General features: G+C 66.4%; 10 protein-coding genes. All 10 read left to right on the forward strand.

Translation table 11 applies throughout. The features are described 5' to 3' along the window. Positions 1-30: 30 nt before the first annotated feature. The 10 genes from OSC27_RS12930 (at position 31) to OSC27_RS12975 (ending at position 18,781) form a co-directional block, all read left to right on the forward strand. A complete protein-coding gene (locus OSC27_RS12930; protein ID WP_267181886.1) occupies positions 31-1,257 on the forward strand; it encodes an ABC transporter substrate-binding protein in 1,227 nt (408 codons plus the stop codon). Positions 1,258-1,259: 2 nt separating this feature from the next. Beyond that, a complete protein-coding gene (locus tag OSC27_RS12935; RefSeq protein ID WP_267181887.1) occupies positions 1,260-2,402 on the forward strand; it encodes an ABC transporter ATP-binding protein in 1,143 nt (380 codons plus the stop codon). Next, a complete protein-coding gene (locus OSC27_RS12940) occupies positions 2,399-3,340 on the forward strand; it encodes an ABC transporter permease (RefSeq protein WP_267181888.1) in 942 nt (313 codons plus the stop codon). The genes OSC27_RS12935 and OSC27_RS12940 overlap by 4 nt, the downstream gene beginning before the upstream one ends. Next, positions 3,340-4,284 carry an ABC transporter permease gene (locus OSC27_RS12945; protein ID WP_267181889.1) on the forward strand — a complete coding sequence of 315 codons (945 nt, stop codon included), beginning with the start codon at positions 3,340-3,342 and terminating at the stop codon, positions 4,282-4,284. The genes OSC27_RS12940 and OSC27_RS12945 overlap by 1 nt, the downstream gene beginning before the upstream one ends. Positions 4,285-4,481: 197 nt before the next feature. Then, positions 4,482-6,077 carry a mannitol dehydrogenase family protein gene (locus OSC27_RS12950; protein WP_267181890.1) on the forward strand — a complete coding sequence of 532 codons (1,596 nt, stop codon included), beginning with the start codon at positions 4,482-4,484 and terminating at the stop codon, positions 6,075-6,077. 410 nt (positions 6,078-6,487) lie between these two features. Beyond that, positions 6,488-9,979 carry a DNA-directed RNA polymerase subunit beta gene (gene rpoB / locus OSC27_RS12955; RefSeq protein ID WP_267181891.1) on the forward strand — a complete coding sequence of 1,164 codons (3,492 nt, stop codon included), beginning with the start codon at positions 6,488-6,490 and terminating at the stop codon, positions 9,977-9,979. A gap of 47 nt (positions 9,980-10,026) precedes the next feature. Continuing rightward, complete coding sequence (locus tag OSC27_RS12960) at positions 10,027-13,905, forward strand: DNA-directed RNA polymerase subunit beta' (RefSeq protein WP_267181892.1); 3,879 nt, start codon at positions 10,027-10,029, stop codon at positions 13,903-13,905. Positions 13,906-14,203: 298 nt separating this feature from the next. After that, entirely contained in the window at positions 14,204-15,874 is a 1,671-nt protein-coding gene (locus tag OSC27_RS12965) for a GspE/PulE family protein (RefSeq protein WP_267181893.1), read from the forward strand. Positions 15,875-15,938: 64 nt separating this feature from the next. Further along, positions 15,939-17,555: a type IV pilus twitching motility protein PilT gene (locus OSC27_RS12970; protein ID WP_267181894.1), complete on the forward strand. Its 1,617-nt coding sequence runs from the start codon at positions 15,939-15,941 to the stop codon at positions 17,553-17,555. Then, entirely contained in the window at positions 17,555-18,781 is a 1,227-nt protein-coding gene (locus tag OSC27_RS12975) for a type II secretion system F family protein (RefSeq protein ID WP_267181895.1), read from the forward strand. Before OSC27_RS12970 ends, OSC27_RS12975 begins: the two co-directional genes overlap by 1 nt. The last annotated feature ends 56 nt before the right edge of the window (positions 18,782-18,837 follow it).

The raw sequence follows: 18,837 nt of genomic DNA on the forward strand, positions 1-18,837 counted from the left end.
CACGCAAGACAGATAAGGAAGGAACACGACATGCGCATCAGCACCCGGACAGTCCTTCTGTCCTCGGTTGCCGTGCTCGCGCTCGCGATCACAGGCTGTACGGCACCGAACTCCGGCAACGAGGGCGGCCAGAAGGCGGCCTCAAGCGGCGACGTGCCAGACAAGCCGAAGGCGGCGGTCACGCTCAATATTCTCGATGTCGCGGGCGCTCAGAAGGAGGTCGGCGACATGGTGGCCGACTTCGTCAAGAAGCACTCCGACATCATCTCCTCGGTCAACTGGGAGAGCGGCGGCGCGCCCGACCTCGTCGGCACGATCAAGCCGCAGGTCGACAGCGGTGACCTGCAGGTGGACCTGGTCTTCACGGGTAACGACGGGCTCTCGGCCGGTATCGGCCAGAAGCTGTGGGTGCCGCTCATCAAGGACTACGGCGACCGTCTCTCGAACCAGAAGAACTACATCGAGCCGGCGGCGAACATGCAGAAGCTGGCCGACGGCTTCGGCGCGGTCGTCTCCTACTACCCCTCGGGCCCGCTGCTGCAGTACAACCCCGACGCGGTGACCGACGTGCCGAAGAACCCGCAGGAGCTGCTCGCGTGGGCCAAGGCGCACCCCGGCAAGTTCGGCTACGCGCGCCCCGCCAACTCGGGCCCCGGCCGCACGTTCATCATGGGCCTGCCGTACATGCTCGGCGACTCCGACCCCAAGGACCCGACCAACGGCTGGGACAAGACGTGGGCGTACCTGAAGGAGCTCGGCCAGTACGTGTCGAACTACCCCACGGGCACCGGCCAGGTCATCTCCAACATGGCTGACGGCACCTGGTCGATGATCCCCACCACCACCGGGTGGGACATCAACCCGCGCGCCGAGGGCACTGAACCGAAGACCATCAAGGCCGCCGCGTTCGACAAGTTCACCTGGGTGACGGATGCGCATTACGCCGTCGTGCCCAAGGGCCAGTCGGCGGAAAAGATGTCGGCCATCCTCAACCTTCTGCAGTACATGCTGACGCCGAAGGTGAACGCCATGGCGTACGACACCGGCTACTTCTACCCGGGCCCCGCGATCAAGGGCGCGACCCTCGACAAGGCACCGCAGAAGAGCCAGGACGTCGTGAAGGAGTTCGGCCGTGACTGGTACGACGCCCTGATCGAGAAGATGCCCAAGGAGACTCCGCTCACGCCGGATCAGATGGTCAAGGCCTTTGACATCTGGGACCGCACCGTGGGAGTCGGAAAGTTCGAATCGAAGTAGACATGACCATTTCAGCCTCCTCCTTCGACGCCCTGCAATTGAAGAACGTCGGGCGTAGCTTCGGTGGGCAGGATGCGCTGGTCGACCTCAACCTGACGATCCGGGCGGGCGAGTTCATCGCCTTGCTCGGACCGTCGGGCTGCGGCAAGTCGACGGCGCTCAACTGCCTTGCCGGCCTGCTGCCCCTCACCCACGGGCAGATCCTCATCGATGACAAGCGCGTCGATGTGCTGCCCGCCGAGAAGCGCGACTTCGGCATGGTGTTTCAGAACTACGCGCTGTTCCCGCACCTGAGCGTGCAGAAGAACGTGGCGTTCGGCCTGCAGATGCGTGGCGTGCCGCGCGCCGAGATCACGCGCCGGGTCGCCGAGGCGCTCGCACTGGTGCGGCTCGAGCAGCACGCCACCAAGCTTCCCGGCCAGCTCTCGGGCGGCCAGCAGCAGCGCGTTGCCATCGCTCGCGCCGTCGTGCTCGAGCCCCGACTCGTGCTCATGGACGAGCCGCTGTCGAACCTCGACGCCAAGCTGCGCCTCGAGATGCGCACCGAGATCCGGCGCCTGCACCAGTCGCTCGGCCTCACCACGGTCTACGTCACGCACGACCAGGAGGAGGCGCTCTCACTCGCCGACCGCCTCGTCGTGCTGCGCGAGGGCCACGTGCAACAGATCGGCACGCCGCAGGAACTGCACGACAACCCGGCCAACTGGCACGTCGCCGACTTCATGGGCTACCGCAACCTCCTCGATCTCACGGTCGAGACGGTCAACGGCTCCGAGGCGCGCGTCTCGGGTCGCGGCCTGTCGCTGGCGGGTCATATCGTGCACCACGCGGCCGCGTCAGACTCTGTGCGCGTCGCCATCCGCCCCCATGACCTCACGGTCGTCGAGCCAGGTGCTTCGACCTCGGGCCTCAACACGGTCGAGGCGACCGTGCAGGTCGTCGAGTACCAAGGTCGTGAGTTCGCGGTCGAAGCGGTGACGGATGCCGGGCAGAACCTGTTCGTGCACGCCTCATCGGCCCCGCGCCCAGGCGACAGGGTCACCCTCGGAGTCGCCCCGAGCCGCGTGCTGATCTACCAGGCAGACCTCGCCGCGGAGGCCGGGAGCCCGGTGACCCAGACGCCTCTCGAGTCGGTGGCGTCGTGAGCTCGGCCATCCAGTCACGCCAGTCGCGCACCCGCGTGAAGAGCACGGCGAGCCTCGCGCACCGGCTCGCCGAGCGCGGCATCGACGCCCGGCTGTGGCTGCTGGCGCCGGCGTTGGTGTTCATCGTGGCGCTGTTCGTGTACCCGTTCGCGTACGGCATCGGGCTCACGTTCCAGCCGCTCGCGCGCACGACGGAGCAGTGGGGCGGCGGACCGTTCGCCAACTACGTGGAGTTCTTCAAGGACCCGTTCACGTTCGAGTCGGTGTGGCTGACCATGAAGCTGGCGCTGCCGGCGGCACTGTTCAACGTGATCGTGTCGATCCCGCTGGCGTTCAAGCTGCGGCACCGGTTCCGCGGCAAGCGGTTCCTCTCGACGCTGCTGGTTCTGCCCATCACGCTCGGCACGGTGCTCACCGCGCAGGGCCTGCTGATCTTCGCCGGGCGCCAGGGCTGGCTCAACCGGTTCCTGCTCGACACGCACATCATCGACCAGCCGCTGCAGCTCGTGAACAACTACCTGGGCGTCATGTTCTCGCTCATCATCTCGGGCTTCCCGTTCGCGTTCCTGCTCGTCTCCTCCTACCTGTCGGGAATCGACCCGTCGATCGAGGCGGCGGCCAGAACGCTCGGGGCCAACTGGCGCCAGCGGTTCCGTCGCGTGACGCTGCCGCTGCTGGCTCCCGGGCTGGCGACCACCTTCATCCTCACCTTCGTGCTCGCGTTCAGCGTGTTCCCGTCGGCGAGGCTGGTCGGTGACCCGGGCGGCGACACGCGCGTCATGGCCCTCATGGCCTACCGCGCATTCGGCGAGCAGCAGAACTACAGCATGGCCTCGACGATCGCCATCATGATGGGCGTCATCGAGCTCGTGGTCATCGCGTTCGTTCTACTCGGGCGCTCCTTCTTCTATAAGGGTTCGACAGGAGGCAAGGGCTGATGGCCGATACACCCGTCATCGACGCGGGCCGCCCAGCGGTTCGCGGTGCAGAGAAGATCTACAGCAAGAGGCGCAAGGGCTCGGGCCCAGCCAATCGGATGCCGGGCGAGAGGTCACTCGTCGCCTCGCCTGGCACGTGGTTCGTGTGGGCCGGAATCGTCGCATTCTTCCTCTTCCTCTTCGGCATCCTCATCAGCGTGCTCGTCGACTCGCTCGGCAAGTCCTGGTTCACGAACTGGCTGCCCACCGAGTTCACGGCCTCGTGGTACGGCGAGGCGTGGAGCAGGTTCGAGCTCGCGCACGTCATCGGGGTGACGCTCATCGTGGCGTTCAGCGTCGTGATCATCTCGATCCTCATCGGCGTGCCGGCGTCGTACGTGCTGGCGCGCAGCAAGTTCCCGGGCAAGCAGGTCGTGATGGGGCTGTTCCTGCTTCCCGTGCTGATCCCGCCGATCACGTTCGGCATTCCGCTGGCGACCGTCATGTACAACTTCGGTCTGGGGCGCACGCTCATTGCGGTGATTCTCGTGAACCTGGTGCCATCCGTGCCGTTCGTCATCATCACGATGACGCCGTTCATCGAGCAGATCAACCCGACCATCGAGAACGCTGCGCGCATGTGCGGCGCCGGTATGCGTAGCGTGTTCCTGAGGGTGCTCGGCCCGCTGCTGGTGCCCGGCATTCTCGCGGCGGGCATCCTCGTGCTGGTGCGTACGGTCGGAATGTTCGACCTGACGTTCCTCGTGTCGGGGCCGCCGAGCGACACGCTCGTGGTGGCGATCTACCGGGCGATGACGTCTGCGGGTGGCGCCGAGCCGCGCCCGCTGGTCTCTGCCATGGCGGTCATGTACACCGTGATGATGCTGGTGATCCTGGTCATCGCCCTGCGCTTCGTGAACCCCACCCAGCTGGTGGCGCGCGTGCGTGACAACCCCGACGACTGACCGCCCGAACGCGGGTTGAGGAGCGCCAAAGGCGCGTCTCGAAACCCAGACTCGCCACTGAACGCGGGTTGAGGAGCGCCAAAGGCGCGTCTCGAAACCCATACTCGCCACCGAACGCGGGTTGAGGAGCGCCAAAGGCGCGTCTCGAAACCCATACTCGCCCACCCGCCCCAACCAAGAACCAGGAGCACCCCCTCGTGCACGACCGCCTCTCCGCAGCGACCCTCGCCGCCGCTCAGCCGAACCGCGAGCGCGTCACCGGCCCCGCGGTCGAGGCCGGCACTCCCACCATCGGCATCGTGCACTTCGGCATCGGAGCGTTCCACCGTGCCCACCAGGCGGTCTTCACCGAGGATGCTGCCGCAGCGACCGGCGCGTCCGGCTGGGGCATCCTCGGGGTGACCGGCCGCAGCGACTCGGTCGTGCGCCAGTTGCGGCCGCAGGACTGCCTGTACGGGGTGCTGGTGCGCGGGGTCGACGAGACGCGACTGCGGCTCGTCGCATCCGTTCGCGATGTGGCGTGGCCTGGGGAGGAGTCCGACCGCATCGCCGAGGTGATCGCTGCGCCGGCCACGCATCTGGCGACGCTGACGATCACCGAGAAGGGGTACCTGCGGGGCACGAATGGCAACATCGACCTGACGCGAGACTCGGTGCAGTCCGACCTGCGCCTGATCGCGGCCGAACTGGCTGACGCTTCCGTCTCCGCGCCGGCCGGGGCATCCGCTACACCGATCGGCCTGCTCGTGCGCGGCCTCGCCCGTCGTTTCCGTCGGGGAGGTGCCCCGTTTACCGTCGTGCCGTGCGACAACCTCGCCGACAACGGGCCCACCACTCGCCGCCTCGTGCGCTCGCTCGTCGCGGCGCTCGCGGATGCCCCCGACGCCGTACATGCCGGCGCCCCCGACTCGTCGCAAGCCACCGACCCGGCACCCGCAGTCGCCTTCGCCACCTGGCTCGACACCTCCGTCACCTTCCCCTCCACCATGGTCGACCGCATCGCCCCCGCCACAACCGAGGCCGACCGCGACGCCGCCGAGGCGCTGCTCGGCCTGCGCGACGAGGCCCTCGTGGTCGCAGAGCCCTTCGCCCAGTGGGTCATCGAAGACGACTTCGCCGGCCCCCGCCCTGCCTGGGAGAAGGCCGGCGCCATCCTCACAGACGACGTCGCGCCCTACGAGCGCGTCAAGCTGCGCGTGCTCAACGCGAGCCATTCGATGCTCGCCTACCTCGGCGCCCTCCGCGGCCACGAGACCATCGCCGAAGCGGTCGCGGACCCGACCCTTCGCGACGCGGTTCTCGCCGTACTCGACGACGACATCCTGCCCACCCTCACGGCCCCGCCTGGCATCGATCTCGCGCGCTACCGCGACACCGTGCTGGCGCGCTTCGCCAACCCGAGCCTCGCGCACACGACCAGGCAGGTCGGCATGGACGGTTCCCAGAAGCTGCCCATCCGCATTCTCAGCGCCGCCCGCGACCGCATCGCCGCCGGCCACATGCCACGTGGCCTGGCGCTTGCGGTCGCAGCGTGGGTCACCTTCATTGCCAGCACAGCGGATGCCGGTAGCCCGCCCCTCGACGACCCTCTCGCCGACGAGCTGCACGCCGCAGTCCCGTCCATCGACGCCCTCGAGCTCGACCCCGACGCGGTCGTGGCTCGCCTCTTCGCGCTCGACTCGGTCTTCCCCGCCGACCTGCGCGACAACCCGGATTTCCGCGCCGCGGTCGTCGCGCAGCTCCCCGTCGTGCGCGCCCTCGCCGATGCCGGCGCCCCCGCGCAGGCCGGCTAATCCCGTTCGCGCCTGTCGTCCGACGCAACTGCTTTCTCGTGGGTCGGGCCGTTTTGCGGGTCTTCTGCGGGCGCACTCACGATTCGGCCCGACCCGTGTGGTCAGCGCTACCGCGTACCGCCCGCCCATCGCCCACCCAGTGAGAAACCTGGGTTATACCGGAGAATTCGAATTCGGTCAAGAATCAAGTGGACACGGCGCGTCTTTGTCGCATATAGTGGTTCTTTGCGCTCCCCACTTCTTCATGCCTTCATATTGCGGTCGGCTCTGCGCGCCTGGTCCCGTGCGAACGGGTCATATATCGGCGCGATTTCCTGTGGGAGCTCTCGTCCTAACAGTTCCGACTACCAGTTCCGATACTGACCGACAAGTGACTGAGGCCTGAAACAGGGCCCACGGAGGTTATTTCCTTGGCTGCTGCGCGCAACGCAACCACCAACTCACCCAAGAACGGACGGAACTTCCACCGTCTTTCGTTCGCCAAGATCCAGGACACTCTGACGGTTCCTGATCTGCTCGCCCTCCAGACTGAGAGCTTCGACTGGCTCGTCGGTAACGACGAGTGGAAGCAGCGTCTCGCCGAGGCAGAGGCGAAGGGCCGCACCGACATCGCCGTGCAGTCCGGTCTCGAGGAGATCTTCGAGGAGATCTCTCCGATCGAAGACCTCGGCGAAACGATGCAGCTGAGCTTCACGAATCCTTTCCTCGAAGAGAAGAAGTACTCGATCGACGAGTGCAAGGAGAAGGGCAAGACGTACTCCGCGCCTCTCTACGTCGAGGCCGAGTTCATGAACCACCTCACGGGCGAGATCAAGACCCAGACGGTCTTCATGGGCGACTTCCCGCTCATGACCGAAAAGGGCACGTTCGTCATCAACGGCACCGAGCGTGTCGTCGTCTCCCAGCTCGTTCGCTCACCCGGCGTCTACTTCGACCGCAGCCCCGAGAAGAACAGCGACAAGGACATCTACTCGGCTCGCATCATCCCGAGCCGCGGTGCCTGGCTCGAGTTCGAGATCGACAAGCGCGACCAGGTGGGCGTGCGCATCGATCGCAAGCGCAAGCAGTCGGTCACGGTGTTCCTGAAGGCTCTCGGCCTCACCAGCGAGGAGATCCTCGAGGAGTTCGCTGGCTACGAGTCCATCGCTCTCACCCTGGAGAAGGACGCGATCCTCACCAAGGAAGAGGCGCTGAAGGACATCTACCGCAAGCTGCGCCCGGGTGAGCAGGTTGCCGCCGAGGCCGCGCGTGCGCTGCTCGACAACTTCTACTTCAACCCGAAGCGCTACGACCTGGCCAAGGTCGGTCGGTACAAGATCAACCGCAAGCTCGGCATCGACGCGCCGCTCAGCGACTCGGTCCTCACCACCAAGGACATCATCGCGACCATCAAGTACCTGGTTGCGCTGCACGACGAGCAGAAGACGGTCAAGGGGGTGCGCGACGGCAAGGAGGTCGACATCCGCCTCGACGTCGATGACATCGACCACTTCGGCAACCGTCGCATCCGCGCCGTGGGCGAACTGATCCAGAATCAGGTGCGCACCGGTCTCTCCCGCATGGAGCGCGTCGTTCGCGAGCGCATGACCACGCAGGACATCGAGGCCATCACGCCGCAGACCCTGATCAACGTGCGCCCCGTCGTCGCCGCGATCAAGGAGTTCTTCGGCACCTCGCAGCTCAGCCAGTTCATGGACCAGAACAACCCGCTCGCGGGCCTGACCCACAAGCGTCGCCTGTCGGCGCTCGGCCCCGGTGGCCTCAGCCGCGACCGTGCCGGCGTCGAGGTGCGCGACGTGCACCCCAGCCACTACGGCCGCATGTGCCCCATCGAGACCCCTGAAGGCCCGAACATCGGCCTCATCGGCTCGCTGGCGTCGTTCGCACGCATCAACTCGTTCGGTTTCATCGAGACGCCGTACCGCCGCGTGATCGACGGCAAGGTCTCCGAGACCATCGACTACCTCACCGCAAGCGAGGAAGACGACTTCATCATCGCTCAGGCGAACGCTCCCCTCACGAAGGAGAACCGCTTCGCTGAGGAGCGCGTGCTCGCCCGTGAGAAGGGCGGCGAGGTCGACCTCGTTCCCGCAGAAGACATCGGCTACATGGATGTCTCGCCCCGCCAGATGGTGTCGGTCGGCACGTCGCTCATCCCGTTCCTCGAGCACGACGACGCGAACCGCGCGCTCATGGGCGCGAACATGCAGCGTCAGGCTGTGCCGCTGCTGCGCAGCGAGTCGCCGTTCGTCGGTACCGGTATGGAGACGTACGCGGCCATCGACGCGGGCGAGGTCGTCACGGCCGACAAGGCCGGCGTCGTTTCGCAGGTCTCGGCCGACGCCGTCACCCTGCAGCTCGACGAGGGCGGCACGCAGACCTACTACCTCAACAAGTTCGTTCGCTCCAACCAGGGCAACAGCTACAACCACCGCGTCATCGTCAACGAGGGTGAGCGGGTTGAGGTCGGCGAGGTCATCGCGGATGGCCCGGCTACCGAGAATGGCGAGCTCGCGCTCGGCAAGAACCTTCTCGTCGCCTTCATGCCGTGGGAAGGCTACAACTACGAGGACGCGATCATCCTCAGCCAGAACCTGGTGAAGGACGACACCCTCTCCTCGATCCACATCGAGGAGTACGAGGTCGACGCCCGCGACACCAAGCTGGGCAAGGAAGAGATCACGCGCGACCTGCCGAACGTCAGCCCGGACCTCCTGGCCGACCTCGACGAGCGCGGCATCATCCGCATCGGCGCCGAGGTTCGCCCCGGCGACATCCTCGTCGGCAAGGTCACGCCGAAGGGCGAGACCGAGCTCAGCGCCGAGGAGCGCCTGCTGCGCGCGATCTTCAACGAGAAGAGCCGCGAGGTTCGCGACACGTCGCTCAAGGTGCCGCACGGTGAGCAGGGCACGATCATCGGCGTCAAGGTGTTCGACGCGCAAGACGGTGACGACGAGCTCGGCTCGGGCGTCAACCAGCGTGTGGTCGTCTACATCGCCCAGAAGCGCAAGATCACGGCGGGCGACAAGCTCGCCGGGCGTCACGGCAACAAGGGCGTCATCTCGCGCATCCTGCCTGTTGAGGACATGCCGTTCCTCGCCGACGGAACGCCTGTCGACGTCATCCTGAACCCGCTCGGTGTTCCCGGCCGCATGAACTTCGGCCAGGTGCTCGAGATTCACCTCGGGTGGATCGCCAAGCAGGGCTGGAAGGTCGAGGGCAAGCCGGCGTGGGCCAAGAAGCTGCCGACCGAGGCGTTCAGCGCCGAGCCGAACACCAAGGTGGCGACGCCGGTGTTCGACGGCGCGGCCGAGGTCGAGATCTCGGGCCTGCTCGACTCGACGCTGCCCAACCGTGACGGTGAGCAGCTCATCGGCGCCAGCGGCAAGACGCAGCTGTTCGACGGCCGCAGCGGTGAGCCGTACCCGTACCCGATCTCGGTCGGCTACATGTACATCCTCAAGCTGCACCACCTGGTAGACGACAAGATCCACGCACGTTCGACCGGCCCGTACTCCATGATCACCCAGCAGCCGCTCGGTGGTAAGGCGCAGTTCGGCGGCCAGCGCTTCGGCGAGATGGAGGTGTGGGCGCTCGAGGCATACGGTGCCGCCTACGCCCTGCAGGAGCTCTTGACCATCAAGTCCGACGACATTCTGGGTCGTGTCAAGGTCTACGAGGCCATCGTCAAGGGTGAGAACATCCAGGAGCCGGGCATCCCGGAGTCCTTCAAGGTGCTCATCAAGGAGATGCAGTCGCTCTGCCTGAACGTCGAGGTGCTCTCGGCCGATGGGCAGGCCGTGAGCCTGCGCGACACGGACGACGAGGCGTTCCGTGCGGCGGAAGAGCTCGGCATCAACATCTCCTCGCGCTTCGAGTCGTCGTCGATCGACGAGATCTAAGCGCGGCCAGACCCTACTGACGAATCTTCACAAGGAGAGAGTACAAATTGCTCGACGTTACAACTTTTGACGAGCTTCGCATCGGCCTGGCCACCGCTGACGACATCCGTCGTTGGTCACATGGTGAGGTCAAGAAGCCCGAGACCATCAACTACCGCACGCTGAAGCCTGAGAAGGACGGCCTTTTCGGCGAGCAGATCTTCGGCCCCTCGCGGGACTGGGAGTGCTCCTGCGGTAAGTACAAGCGCGTGCGCTTCAAGGGCATCGTCTGCGAACGCTGCGGTGTCGAGGTCACGAAGTCGTCTGTGCGCCGTGAGCGCATGGGCCACATCGAACTGGCCGCGCCCGTCACGCACATCTGGTACTTCAAGGGCGTGCCTTCCCGTCTGGGCTACCTGCTCGACATGGCGCCGAAAGACCTTGAAAAGGTCATCTACTTCGCGGCCTACATGGTCATCGATGTCGACCAGGACGGCCGTCACGCCGACATGCCGGGCCTTGAGAACGAGCTGCGTCTCGAGATCAAGACCCTGAGTGACCAGAGGGATGCGCGCATTGCCGACCGTCTGACGAAGCTCGAGGGCGACCTCGCCGCGCTCGAATCCGAGGGCGCGAAGGCCGACCAGAAGCGTCGCACCAAGGACGGCGCCGAGAAGGAGATGAACCAGATCCGCAAGTCCTTCGACGAGGACATCGCGCGTCTGGAGCGTGTCTGGGAGTCGTTCCGCACGCTGAAGGTGGGCGACCTCAAGCCTGAGGATGCCGACTTCAACGAGCTCGTCGACCGCTTCGGTCTGTACTTCGAGGCCTACATGGGCGCCGAGGCGATCAAGAAGCGCCTCGAGTCGTTCGACCTGGTCGCCGAGGCCGAGCTGCTGCACGACCAGATCGCCAACGGCAAGGGTCAGAAGAAGATCCGCGCCATCAAGCGCCTTCGCGTGGTCAACTCGTTCATCCAGACGGGCAACTCGCCCGCCGCCATGGTGCTCGACGTCGTCCCCGTGATCCCGCCGGAGCTGCGCCCCATGGTGCAGCTCGACGGTGGCCGCTTCGCGACAAGCGACCTGAACGACCTCTACCGCCGCGTCATCAACCGCAACAACCGCCTGCGTCGTCTGCTCGACCTCGGTGCTCCCGAGATCATCGTGAACAACGAGAAGCGGATGCTGCAGGAGGCCGTCGACGCCCTGTTCGACAACGGTCGCCGTGGTCGCCCTGTCACCGGTACCGGCAACCGCGCCCTGAAGTCCCTGAGCGACATGCTCAAGGGAAAGCAGGGTCGCTTCCGCCAGAACCTGCTCGGCAAGCGCGTGGACTACTCGGGCCGTTCGGTCATCATCGTGGGCCCGACGCTCAAGCTGCACCAGTGTGGTCTGCCGAAGGACATGGCGCTCGAGCTGTTCAAGCCGTTCGTCATCAAGCGCCTGATCGACCTGAGCCACGCCCAGAACATCAAGGCCGCCAAGCGCATGGTCGAGCGTGCCCGTCCCGAGGTGTGGGACGTGCTCGAGGAGATCATCCGTGAGCGCCCCGTGCTGCTGAACCGTGCTCCGACCCTGCACCGCCTGGGCATCCAGGCGTTCGAGCCGCAGCTGGTCGAGGGTAAGGCCATCCAGCTGCACCCGCTCGTGTGTGCCGCGTTCAACGCCGACTTCGACGGTGACCAGATGGCTGTGCACCTGCCGCTTTCGGTGGAGGCACAGGCTGAGGCGCGCATCCTCATGCTGGCGTCCAACAACATCCTGAAGCCGTCGGATGGCCGCCCGGTGACCCTGCCCTCGCAGGACATGATCATCGGTCTGCACCACCTGACCTCCCTCAAGGAGGGCGCTGAGGGTGAGGGCCGCGCGTTCGCGTCGATCGCCGAGGCGATCCTGGCGAACGACCAGGGCTCGCTCGACCTCAACGCCAAGGTGCGCATCCGTCTCGACAACGTCGTGTTCGGTGACGCCCCGGCGCCCGAGGGCTACGAGGGCGGTCCGGTCATCAAGGAGACGACGCTGGGTCGCGCGCTGTTCAACGAGGCGCTCCCGGCCGACTACCCCTACGTGGAGCAGGTCGCCGACAAGGGCGTGATCTCGAGCATCGTGAACAACCTTGCCGAGCGCTACCCGAAGGTCGAGGTCGCCGCGGCGCTCGACAACATCAAGGATGCGGGCTTCTACTGGGCCACGCGTTCCGGTGTGACGGTCGCGCTCTCCGACATCCTCACGCCTCCCACGAAGCCGCAGATCATCGCCGGCTACGAGAAGAAGGCCGCGAAGGTTCAGGCGGAGTTCGACAAGGGTCTCACGACCGAGCTCGAGCGTCGCCAGGAGCTGGTGAAGATCTGGACGGATGCGACCGACGAGGTTGCCAAGGCCATGCAGGAGAACTTCCCGGCCGACAACACCATCTACCGCATGGTGTCGTCCGGCGCCCGTGGTAACTGGCTGCAGGTGCGCAACATCGCCGGTATGCGAGGGCTGGTGAACAACCCGAAGGGTGAGATCATCCCGCGCCCGATCATCTCGTCGTACCGCGAGGGCCTCAGCGTGGCCGAGTACTTCATCGCTACGCACGGTGCCCGTAAGGGTCTGGCCGACACCGCGCTGCGTACCGCCGACTCGGGTTACCTGACCCGTCGTCTGGTGGACGTGTCGCAGGACGTCATCATCCGCGAGGAGGACTGCGGCACGACCCGTGGTCTCGACCAGGTCATCGCCGCCCCCGACTCGACCGGCACGCTCGTTCGCGACGTCAACGTCGAGAACTCGGTGTTCGCAAGGTCACTGGCGACGGATGCTGTCGATGCCTCTGGCGCCGTCATCGCCCCGGCGGGTAGCGATGTCGGCGACGTGCTCATCGACAAGCTGGTCGCCGCTGGCGTGGAGAACATCAAGGTGCGCTCTGTGCTCACGTGTGAGTCCGCTGTCGGCGTCTGCGCCGCCTGCTACGGCCGCTCGCTTGCCACCGGCAAGCTGGTCGACATCGGCGAGGCTGTGGGCATCATTGCGGCGCAGTCGATCGGTGAGCCCGGAACCCAGCTGACGATGCGTACGTTCCACACCGGTGGTTCGGCATCCGCTGACGACATCACGCAGGGTCTGCCTCGTGTGCAGGAGCTGTTCGAGGCGCGCACCCCGAAGGGTGCCTCCCCGATCGCCGAGGCCGCGGGTCGCATCACGATCGAGGAGACCGAGAAGAGCCGCAAGGTCATTCTCACTCCCGACTCGGGCGACGAGCCGCACGCCTACCCGGTGCTGAAGCGTTCGACGCTTCTCGTCGAGGATGGCCAGCACGTCGAGCTCGGCACGCAGATCATCGTCGGCACGGTCGACCCGAAGGAGGTGCTGCGCGTCAAGGGTGTCCGAGCCGTGCAGGAGCACCTCGTGGGCGGCGTGCAGGGCGTCTACCGGTCGCAGGGTGTGCCGATCCACGACAAGCACATCGAGGTCATCGTGCGCCAGATGCTGCGCAAGGTCACCGTCGTCGACCACGGCGACACCGACCTGCTGCCTGGCGAGCTGGTGGACCGCTCGAAGTACAACGAGCTGAACCGTGCCGCGCTGACCGAGGGCAAGAAGACCGCGTCGGCTCGTCAGGAGGTCATGGGTATCACCAAGGCGTCGCTGGCGACCGAGTCGTGGCTGAGCGCCGCGTCGTTCCAGGAGACCACCCGCGTTCTGACGCAGGCGGCCATGGAGGGCAAGCGTGACCCGCTGATCGGTCTCAAGGAGAACGTGATCATCGGAAAGCTGATCCCTGCCGGCACCGGCCTGCCGCGTTACCGCAACGTGACGGTCGAGGCCACCGAGGAGGCGAAGGCGGAGCGTTACCCGAACCGCATCTTCGCCGACGACGGCGCGTTCACCGAGAATGATCTGAGCTTCGTCGACTTCGACAGCTTCAGTTCAGACGACTACACGCCCGGCACCTATAACTGATCTGTAGGTACGTAGTAAGGAGGGGCCCCGGCTAACGCCGGGCCCCTCCTGCGCTTGCGGGTTGAGGAGGCCGCAAAGCGGCCGTCTCGAAACCCAACGCCCTCCAAGACCCCGGGTTTCGAGACGCCGCTTCGCGGCTCCTCAACCCACCTCACGGCGCACCCCGTTCGTGTGCCCCCATATCTGGGTCATGCGCCCCATGTCAAGCGCGGGATAACGTGACAAGGCTTGGCAAGCGGTCCAGTTTCTCTGCGGCATCCGACCGTCGCAGTCCGGCTTGTTCGAGGGGGTGGTAGTTGTGGCGTCGATGACGGAGATCCTGATTTTGCACGGCCTGCTGCCCATTGAGCAGCTTGATGCGGCAGAGATGGGCGTGGCAGAAGAGGAGCAGGTGATCCGCTCCCTCGTTGAGAAGGGCGCGATCACGCCGGTGCAGCTCGCGAGCGCGCGCGCGACCCAGGCCAATCTGCCGTTCGTCGAGCTGCTCGACTACCCCATCGATCGCACGGCTGTCGCCCTCGTCGCCCCCGGCATCTGTCGCCGGCACGAGGTGCTGCCCATCGGTCTCGAAGACGGCCGCATCGTGCTCGCCATGGTCGACCCCGGCAACGTCTTCGCAGTCGACGACGTGCGCGCTGCCGCGCGCATGCAGGTCGACCCTGTCGTCGCCGAGCGCAGCGACCTGCTCGGCGCCATCGACCGCTACCTGCGCGCCGACGACGAGCTCAGCGACCTCACCTCCACGCTCGAGGAGGAGAACGCGCCCACCGAGGCCTCGGCCTTCGGCGTCGGCGACGGCGGCGATGACGACGCTCCGATCGTGCGCTTCGTGAACCTGCTCGTCTCGCAGGCCATCCAGGATGCGGCGTCCGACATCCACATCGAGCCTGGCGAGCACGAGGTGCGGGTGCGGTACCGCATCGACGGCGTGCTGCATGAGATGCAGGCTGCGCCGAAGAGCATCCAGAACGGTGTCATCAGCCGTCTCAAGATCATGAGCGACATCGACATCGCCGAGCGTCGCAAGCCGCAGGACGGTCGCATGTCGGTCAGCCACGGCGGCCGCCAGATCGACCTGCGCGTGGCCACGCTGCCCACCGTGTGGGGCGAGAAGATCGTGCTGCGAATTCTGGACAACACGAACACGAGCCTCGACGTGCGCGACCTCGCCATGCTCGACCGCAACTTCGACGTGTTCCGCACGTCGTACTCCAAGCCGTACGGCATGATCCTCGTCACGGGCCCCACGGGCTCGGGCAAGTCCACCACCCTCTACGCCACCGTCAACGCCGTCTCGCGCCCCGAGATCAACGTGATCACCGTCGAAGACCCGGTCGAGTACCGCATGGCCGGCATCAACCAGGTGCAGGTCAACCCGAAGGCGGGCCTCACGTTCGCGAGCGCCCTGCGCTCCATTCTGCGAAGCGACCCCGACGTGGTGCTGCTCGGCGAGATCCGCGACCACGAGACCGCTCAGATCGCCATCGAGGCGTCGCTCACCGGCCACCTCGTGCTCTCGACCCTGCACACCAATGACGCGCCGAGCGCCATCACGCGCCTCACCGAGATGAACATCGAGCCGTTCCTCGTCGGTTCCGCCCTCGACTCGGTCGTCGCCCAGCGCCTGGCGCGCCGGCTCTGCGACCGCTGCAAGCGGCCCTCCGAGTTCGACCCGCAGCGCCTGCTGCAGCTGAACCTCACGATCGACCCTGGCCACGAGACGCCGGTCATCTACGAGCCCGTCGGATGCCCCAGTTGCTCGAACACCGGCTACCGCGGTCGCCTCGCGTTGCACGAGGTCATGATCGTGACCGAAGACATCGAGCGCCTGGCCGTGGCGCGCGCCTCGAGCGCCGAGATCGGCCGCCTCGCCCGTGCGCAGGGCATGCTGACGCTGCGCGAAGACGGCTGGGCCAAGGTGCAGCTCGGAATGACGTCGATCGACGAGATCATGCGGGTCGTGGCGTGATGCCCGGCCGTGACGAGGCGCTATGGAGCGCACAACGCGAGACATTCGAAGAGGGGCTTTAGGCATGGACGATCCCATTTACGAGATCCCGGTGACACCGCCGGCGCAGGGCAGCCGGCGCTGGAGCCTCGGCGAAGAAGCCGAAGAGGCGGCGCGGCGTTCCCTCGCGACCCCGGCGACGGATGCGGCCCAGCCGCCAGCGTCACCGGTTCACGCACCGGCCGACGCCCCGTCATACACGCAGCCCACGCAGCTGATGCCGACCGTCGGCGACGACGCCGGCCCGTCCTTCGCCGCGCCGCGTGCCGCCGTGCAGGCGGCCATGCCGTCGATGCAGGCCCCGGTGCCAGCTGCGGGCCAGCCATCCGTAGCCCAGCAGGCCGCCGCACCGCAGGCGGCCCTCGCCGCGACTCCGCCCGTGCAGCAGGCCGCCGCGCCAGCCGCGCAGCCGAGCGCGGCTGCACCGCCCGTGCGACCGGCGGCCGCTGCAGCGAGCGCGGGTGCTGAGGAGCGCCGCGCATCCCGCCAGGCAGCAGACCCCGAGCTGATCGCGGCGCTGCAGGAGGTCGTGTACAGCCGGGCCTCAGACCTGCACGTCACGGCGAACGCGGCGCCCATGATGCGCGTTGACGGCGGCCTGCGTGCCGTTCCCGGCGGCCAGCCATGGGATCGCGAGCGCGTCGCCAGCGCCCTACGCACTCTCATCTCGCCCGAGCAGCAGAAGCAGTTCGAGCGCGAGTACGAGCTCGACTTCGCCTACACGGTCTCGGCGAACGCCCGCTTCCGCGTCAACTACTACAAGCAGCGCGACGCGATCGGGGCGGCGTTCCGCCTGATTCCCACCGAAATCCGGCAGCTGAAAGAGCTCGGAGTTCCCGAGGGCATCGGCAAGTTCGCCGGCCTGCCCCGCGGTCTCGTGCTCGTGACCGGCCCCACCGGCTCGGGAAAGTCGACTACACTCGCGGCCCTCATCGACCTGGTGAACAGCACGCGCACCGACCACATCGTCACGGTCGAGGACCCCATCGAGTTCCTGCACCCGCACAAGAAGTCCATCGTGAACCAGCGCGAGGTCGGCCACGACACGCACAGCTTCGCGGCGGCGCTCAAGCACGTGCTGCGCCAGGACCCTGATGTCATTCTCATCGGCGAGCTTCGTGACCTCGAGACCATCTCGGTGGCGCTGACGGCAGCTGAGACGGGCCACCTGGTCTTCGCGACCCTGCACACGCAGGATGCGCCGCAGACCATCGATCGCATGATCGACGTGTTCCCGCCCCACCAGCAGGGGCAGGTGCGCGCGCAGCTCGCCGCCACCCTGCAGGGCGTTGTCTGCCAGACCCTCGTCGCCCGTGCCACGGGGGAGGGCCGGGCGGTCGCCACCGAGGTCATGATGACCACGCCGGGCATCGCCAACCTCATCCGCGAGGGCAAGACCTACCAGATCGCGTCGGCCATGCAGGCGGGCCGCGAGCTGGGCATGCACACCATGGACCAGCACCTGGCCGAGCTCGTGAACACCGGCAAGGTCACGCACGCGGCCGCGCTCGAGAAGGTGCACGATCCGGGCGGATTCGACCGCCTGGTCGACCGCGTCGACTCGCCCACCGAGGCCTCCGCGCGGGCGCTGGCCGTGGGCGGCATCGACTTCGGCGACTCCTTCTCAGGCGGGGTGCACTGATGGCTGCCACCCTGGCCTTCGCCTACACCGGCCGCGACGAGAACGGCAAGATCGTCAAGGGCCGCGTCGACGCCGCAAGCGAGGGCGCCGTGACCGCGCGGCTGCGCACCATGAACATCGCGCCCATCGCGATTTCCGAGGCGCCGGCCGGCACCGGCCTGCATCGCGAGATCAACATCGGCTTCGGCAGCGGCGTCAAGCTCAAGGATCTCGCGGTCATGAGCCGTCAGATGGCGACCATGCTGGTCTCGGGCCTGTCGCTGCTGCGCACGCTCAATATCCTCGCCGAGCAGACCGAGAACCCGAAGCTCGCCAAGATTCTTGGCGAAGTGCGCGACGACGTGGAGTCGGGTGTGGCGTTGTCGGATGCGATGCGCAAGCACTCCGGAGTGTTCCCCCCGATCATGGTGAACATGGTGCGGGCCGGCGAGACCGGCGGCTTCCTCGACCGCTCGCTCGAGTCGCTTGCCGCGAACTTCGAGAAGGATGTCAAGCTGCGCAGCACCATCAAGTCGGCGCTGACCTACCCCGTGCTCGTTCTCATCATGTCGCTCATCTCGGTCGTGGCGATGCTGATCTTCATCGTGCCGACGTTCGAGAACATGTTCAAGGGCTTCGGCAGCCAGCTGCCTCTGCCCACCCAGGTTCTCGTCGTCCTCTCGCACTCCATGGTCTGGATCGGCCCGATCCTCGTCGTGGCGATCATTCTGACGGCCGTGTGGTGGAGCAGGAACAAGCACGAAGAGTCGGTGCGCAAGGTGATCGACCCCATCAAACTGAAGCTGCCCGTCTTCGGGCCGCTCATGAAGAAGATCGCCATCGGCCGATTCAGCCGCAACTTCTCCAACATGATCGGCGCCGGCGTGCCCATTCTGCAGGCGCTGCAGATCGTGGGGGAGACCTCGGGCAACTGGGTCGTCGAGAACGCGCTCGAGAAGGTGCGCGAATCGGTGCGCAAGGGCGAGTCGATCGCCGGCCCGCTCAGCCAGCAGCCCGTCTTTCCCGACATGGTCACGCAGATGGTGGCCGTGGGTGAGGATTCCGGCTCGCTCGAGACCATGCTCTCGAAGATCGCCGACTTCTACGACCAGGAGGTCGAGGCGGCCGCTGAGCAGCTCACGGCCATGATCGAGCCGATCATGATCGCGTTCCTCGGCGTGGTGATCGGCGGCATGGTGATCGCCCTCTACATGCCAATCTTCGAGATTTCCACAGCCGTTAAGTAATTCGGCTCCCAAACGGGTGCCGTGTCGCGTTTTTTGCCCCTGAACTGGGGTAACTT

The sequence above is a fragment of the Microbacterium sp. STN6 genome, from assembly GCF_026410545.1.
Lineage (GTDB): Bacteria > Actinomycetota > Actinomycetes > Actinomycetales > Microbacteriaceae > Root112D2.

Bases quoted from the DNA above. Each gene is read 5' to 3' on its own strand.
- OSC27_RS12930 (WP_267181886.1), top strand. From the start codon at position 31: ATGCGCATCAGCACCCGGACAGTCCTTCTGTCCTCGGTTGCCGTGCTC.
- OSC27_RS12970 (WP_267181894.1), top strand. From the start codon at position 15,939: ATGGACGATCCCATTTACGAGATCCCGGTGACACCGCCGGCGCAGGGC.
- OSC27_RS12935 (WP_267181887.1), top strand. From the start codon at position 1,260: ATGACCATTTCAGCCTCCTCCTTCGACGCCCTGCAATTGAAGAACGTC.
- OSC27_RS12945 (WP_267181889.1), top strand. From the start codon at position 3,340: ATGGCCGATACACCCGTCATCGACGCGGGCCGCCCAGCGGTTCGCGGT.
- OSC27_RS12975 (WP_267181895.1), top strand. From the start codon at position 17,555: ATGGCTGCCACCCTGGCCTTCGCCTACACCGGCCGCGACGAGAACGGC.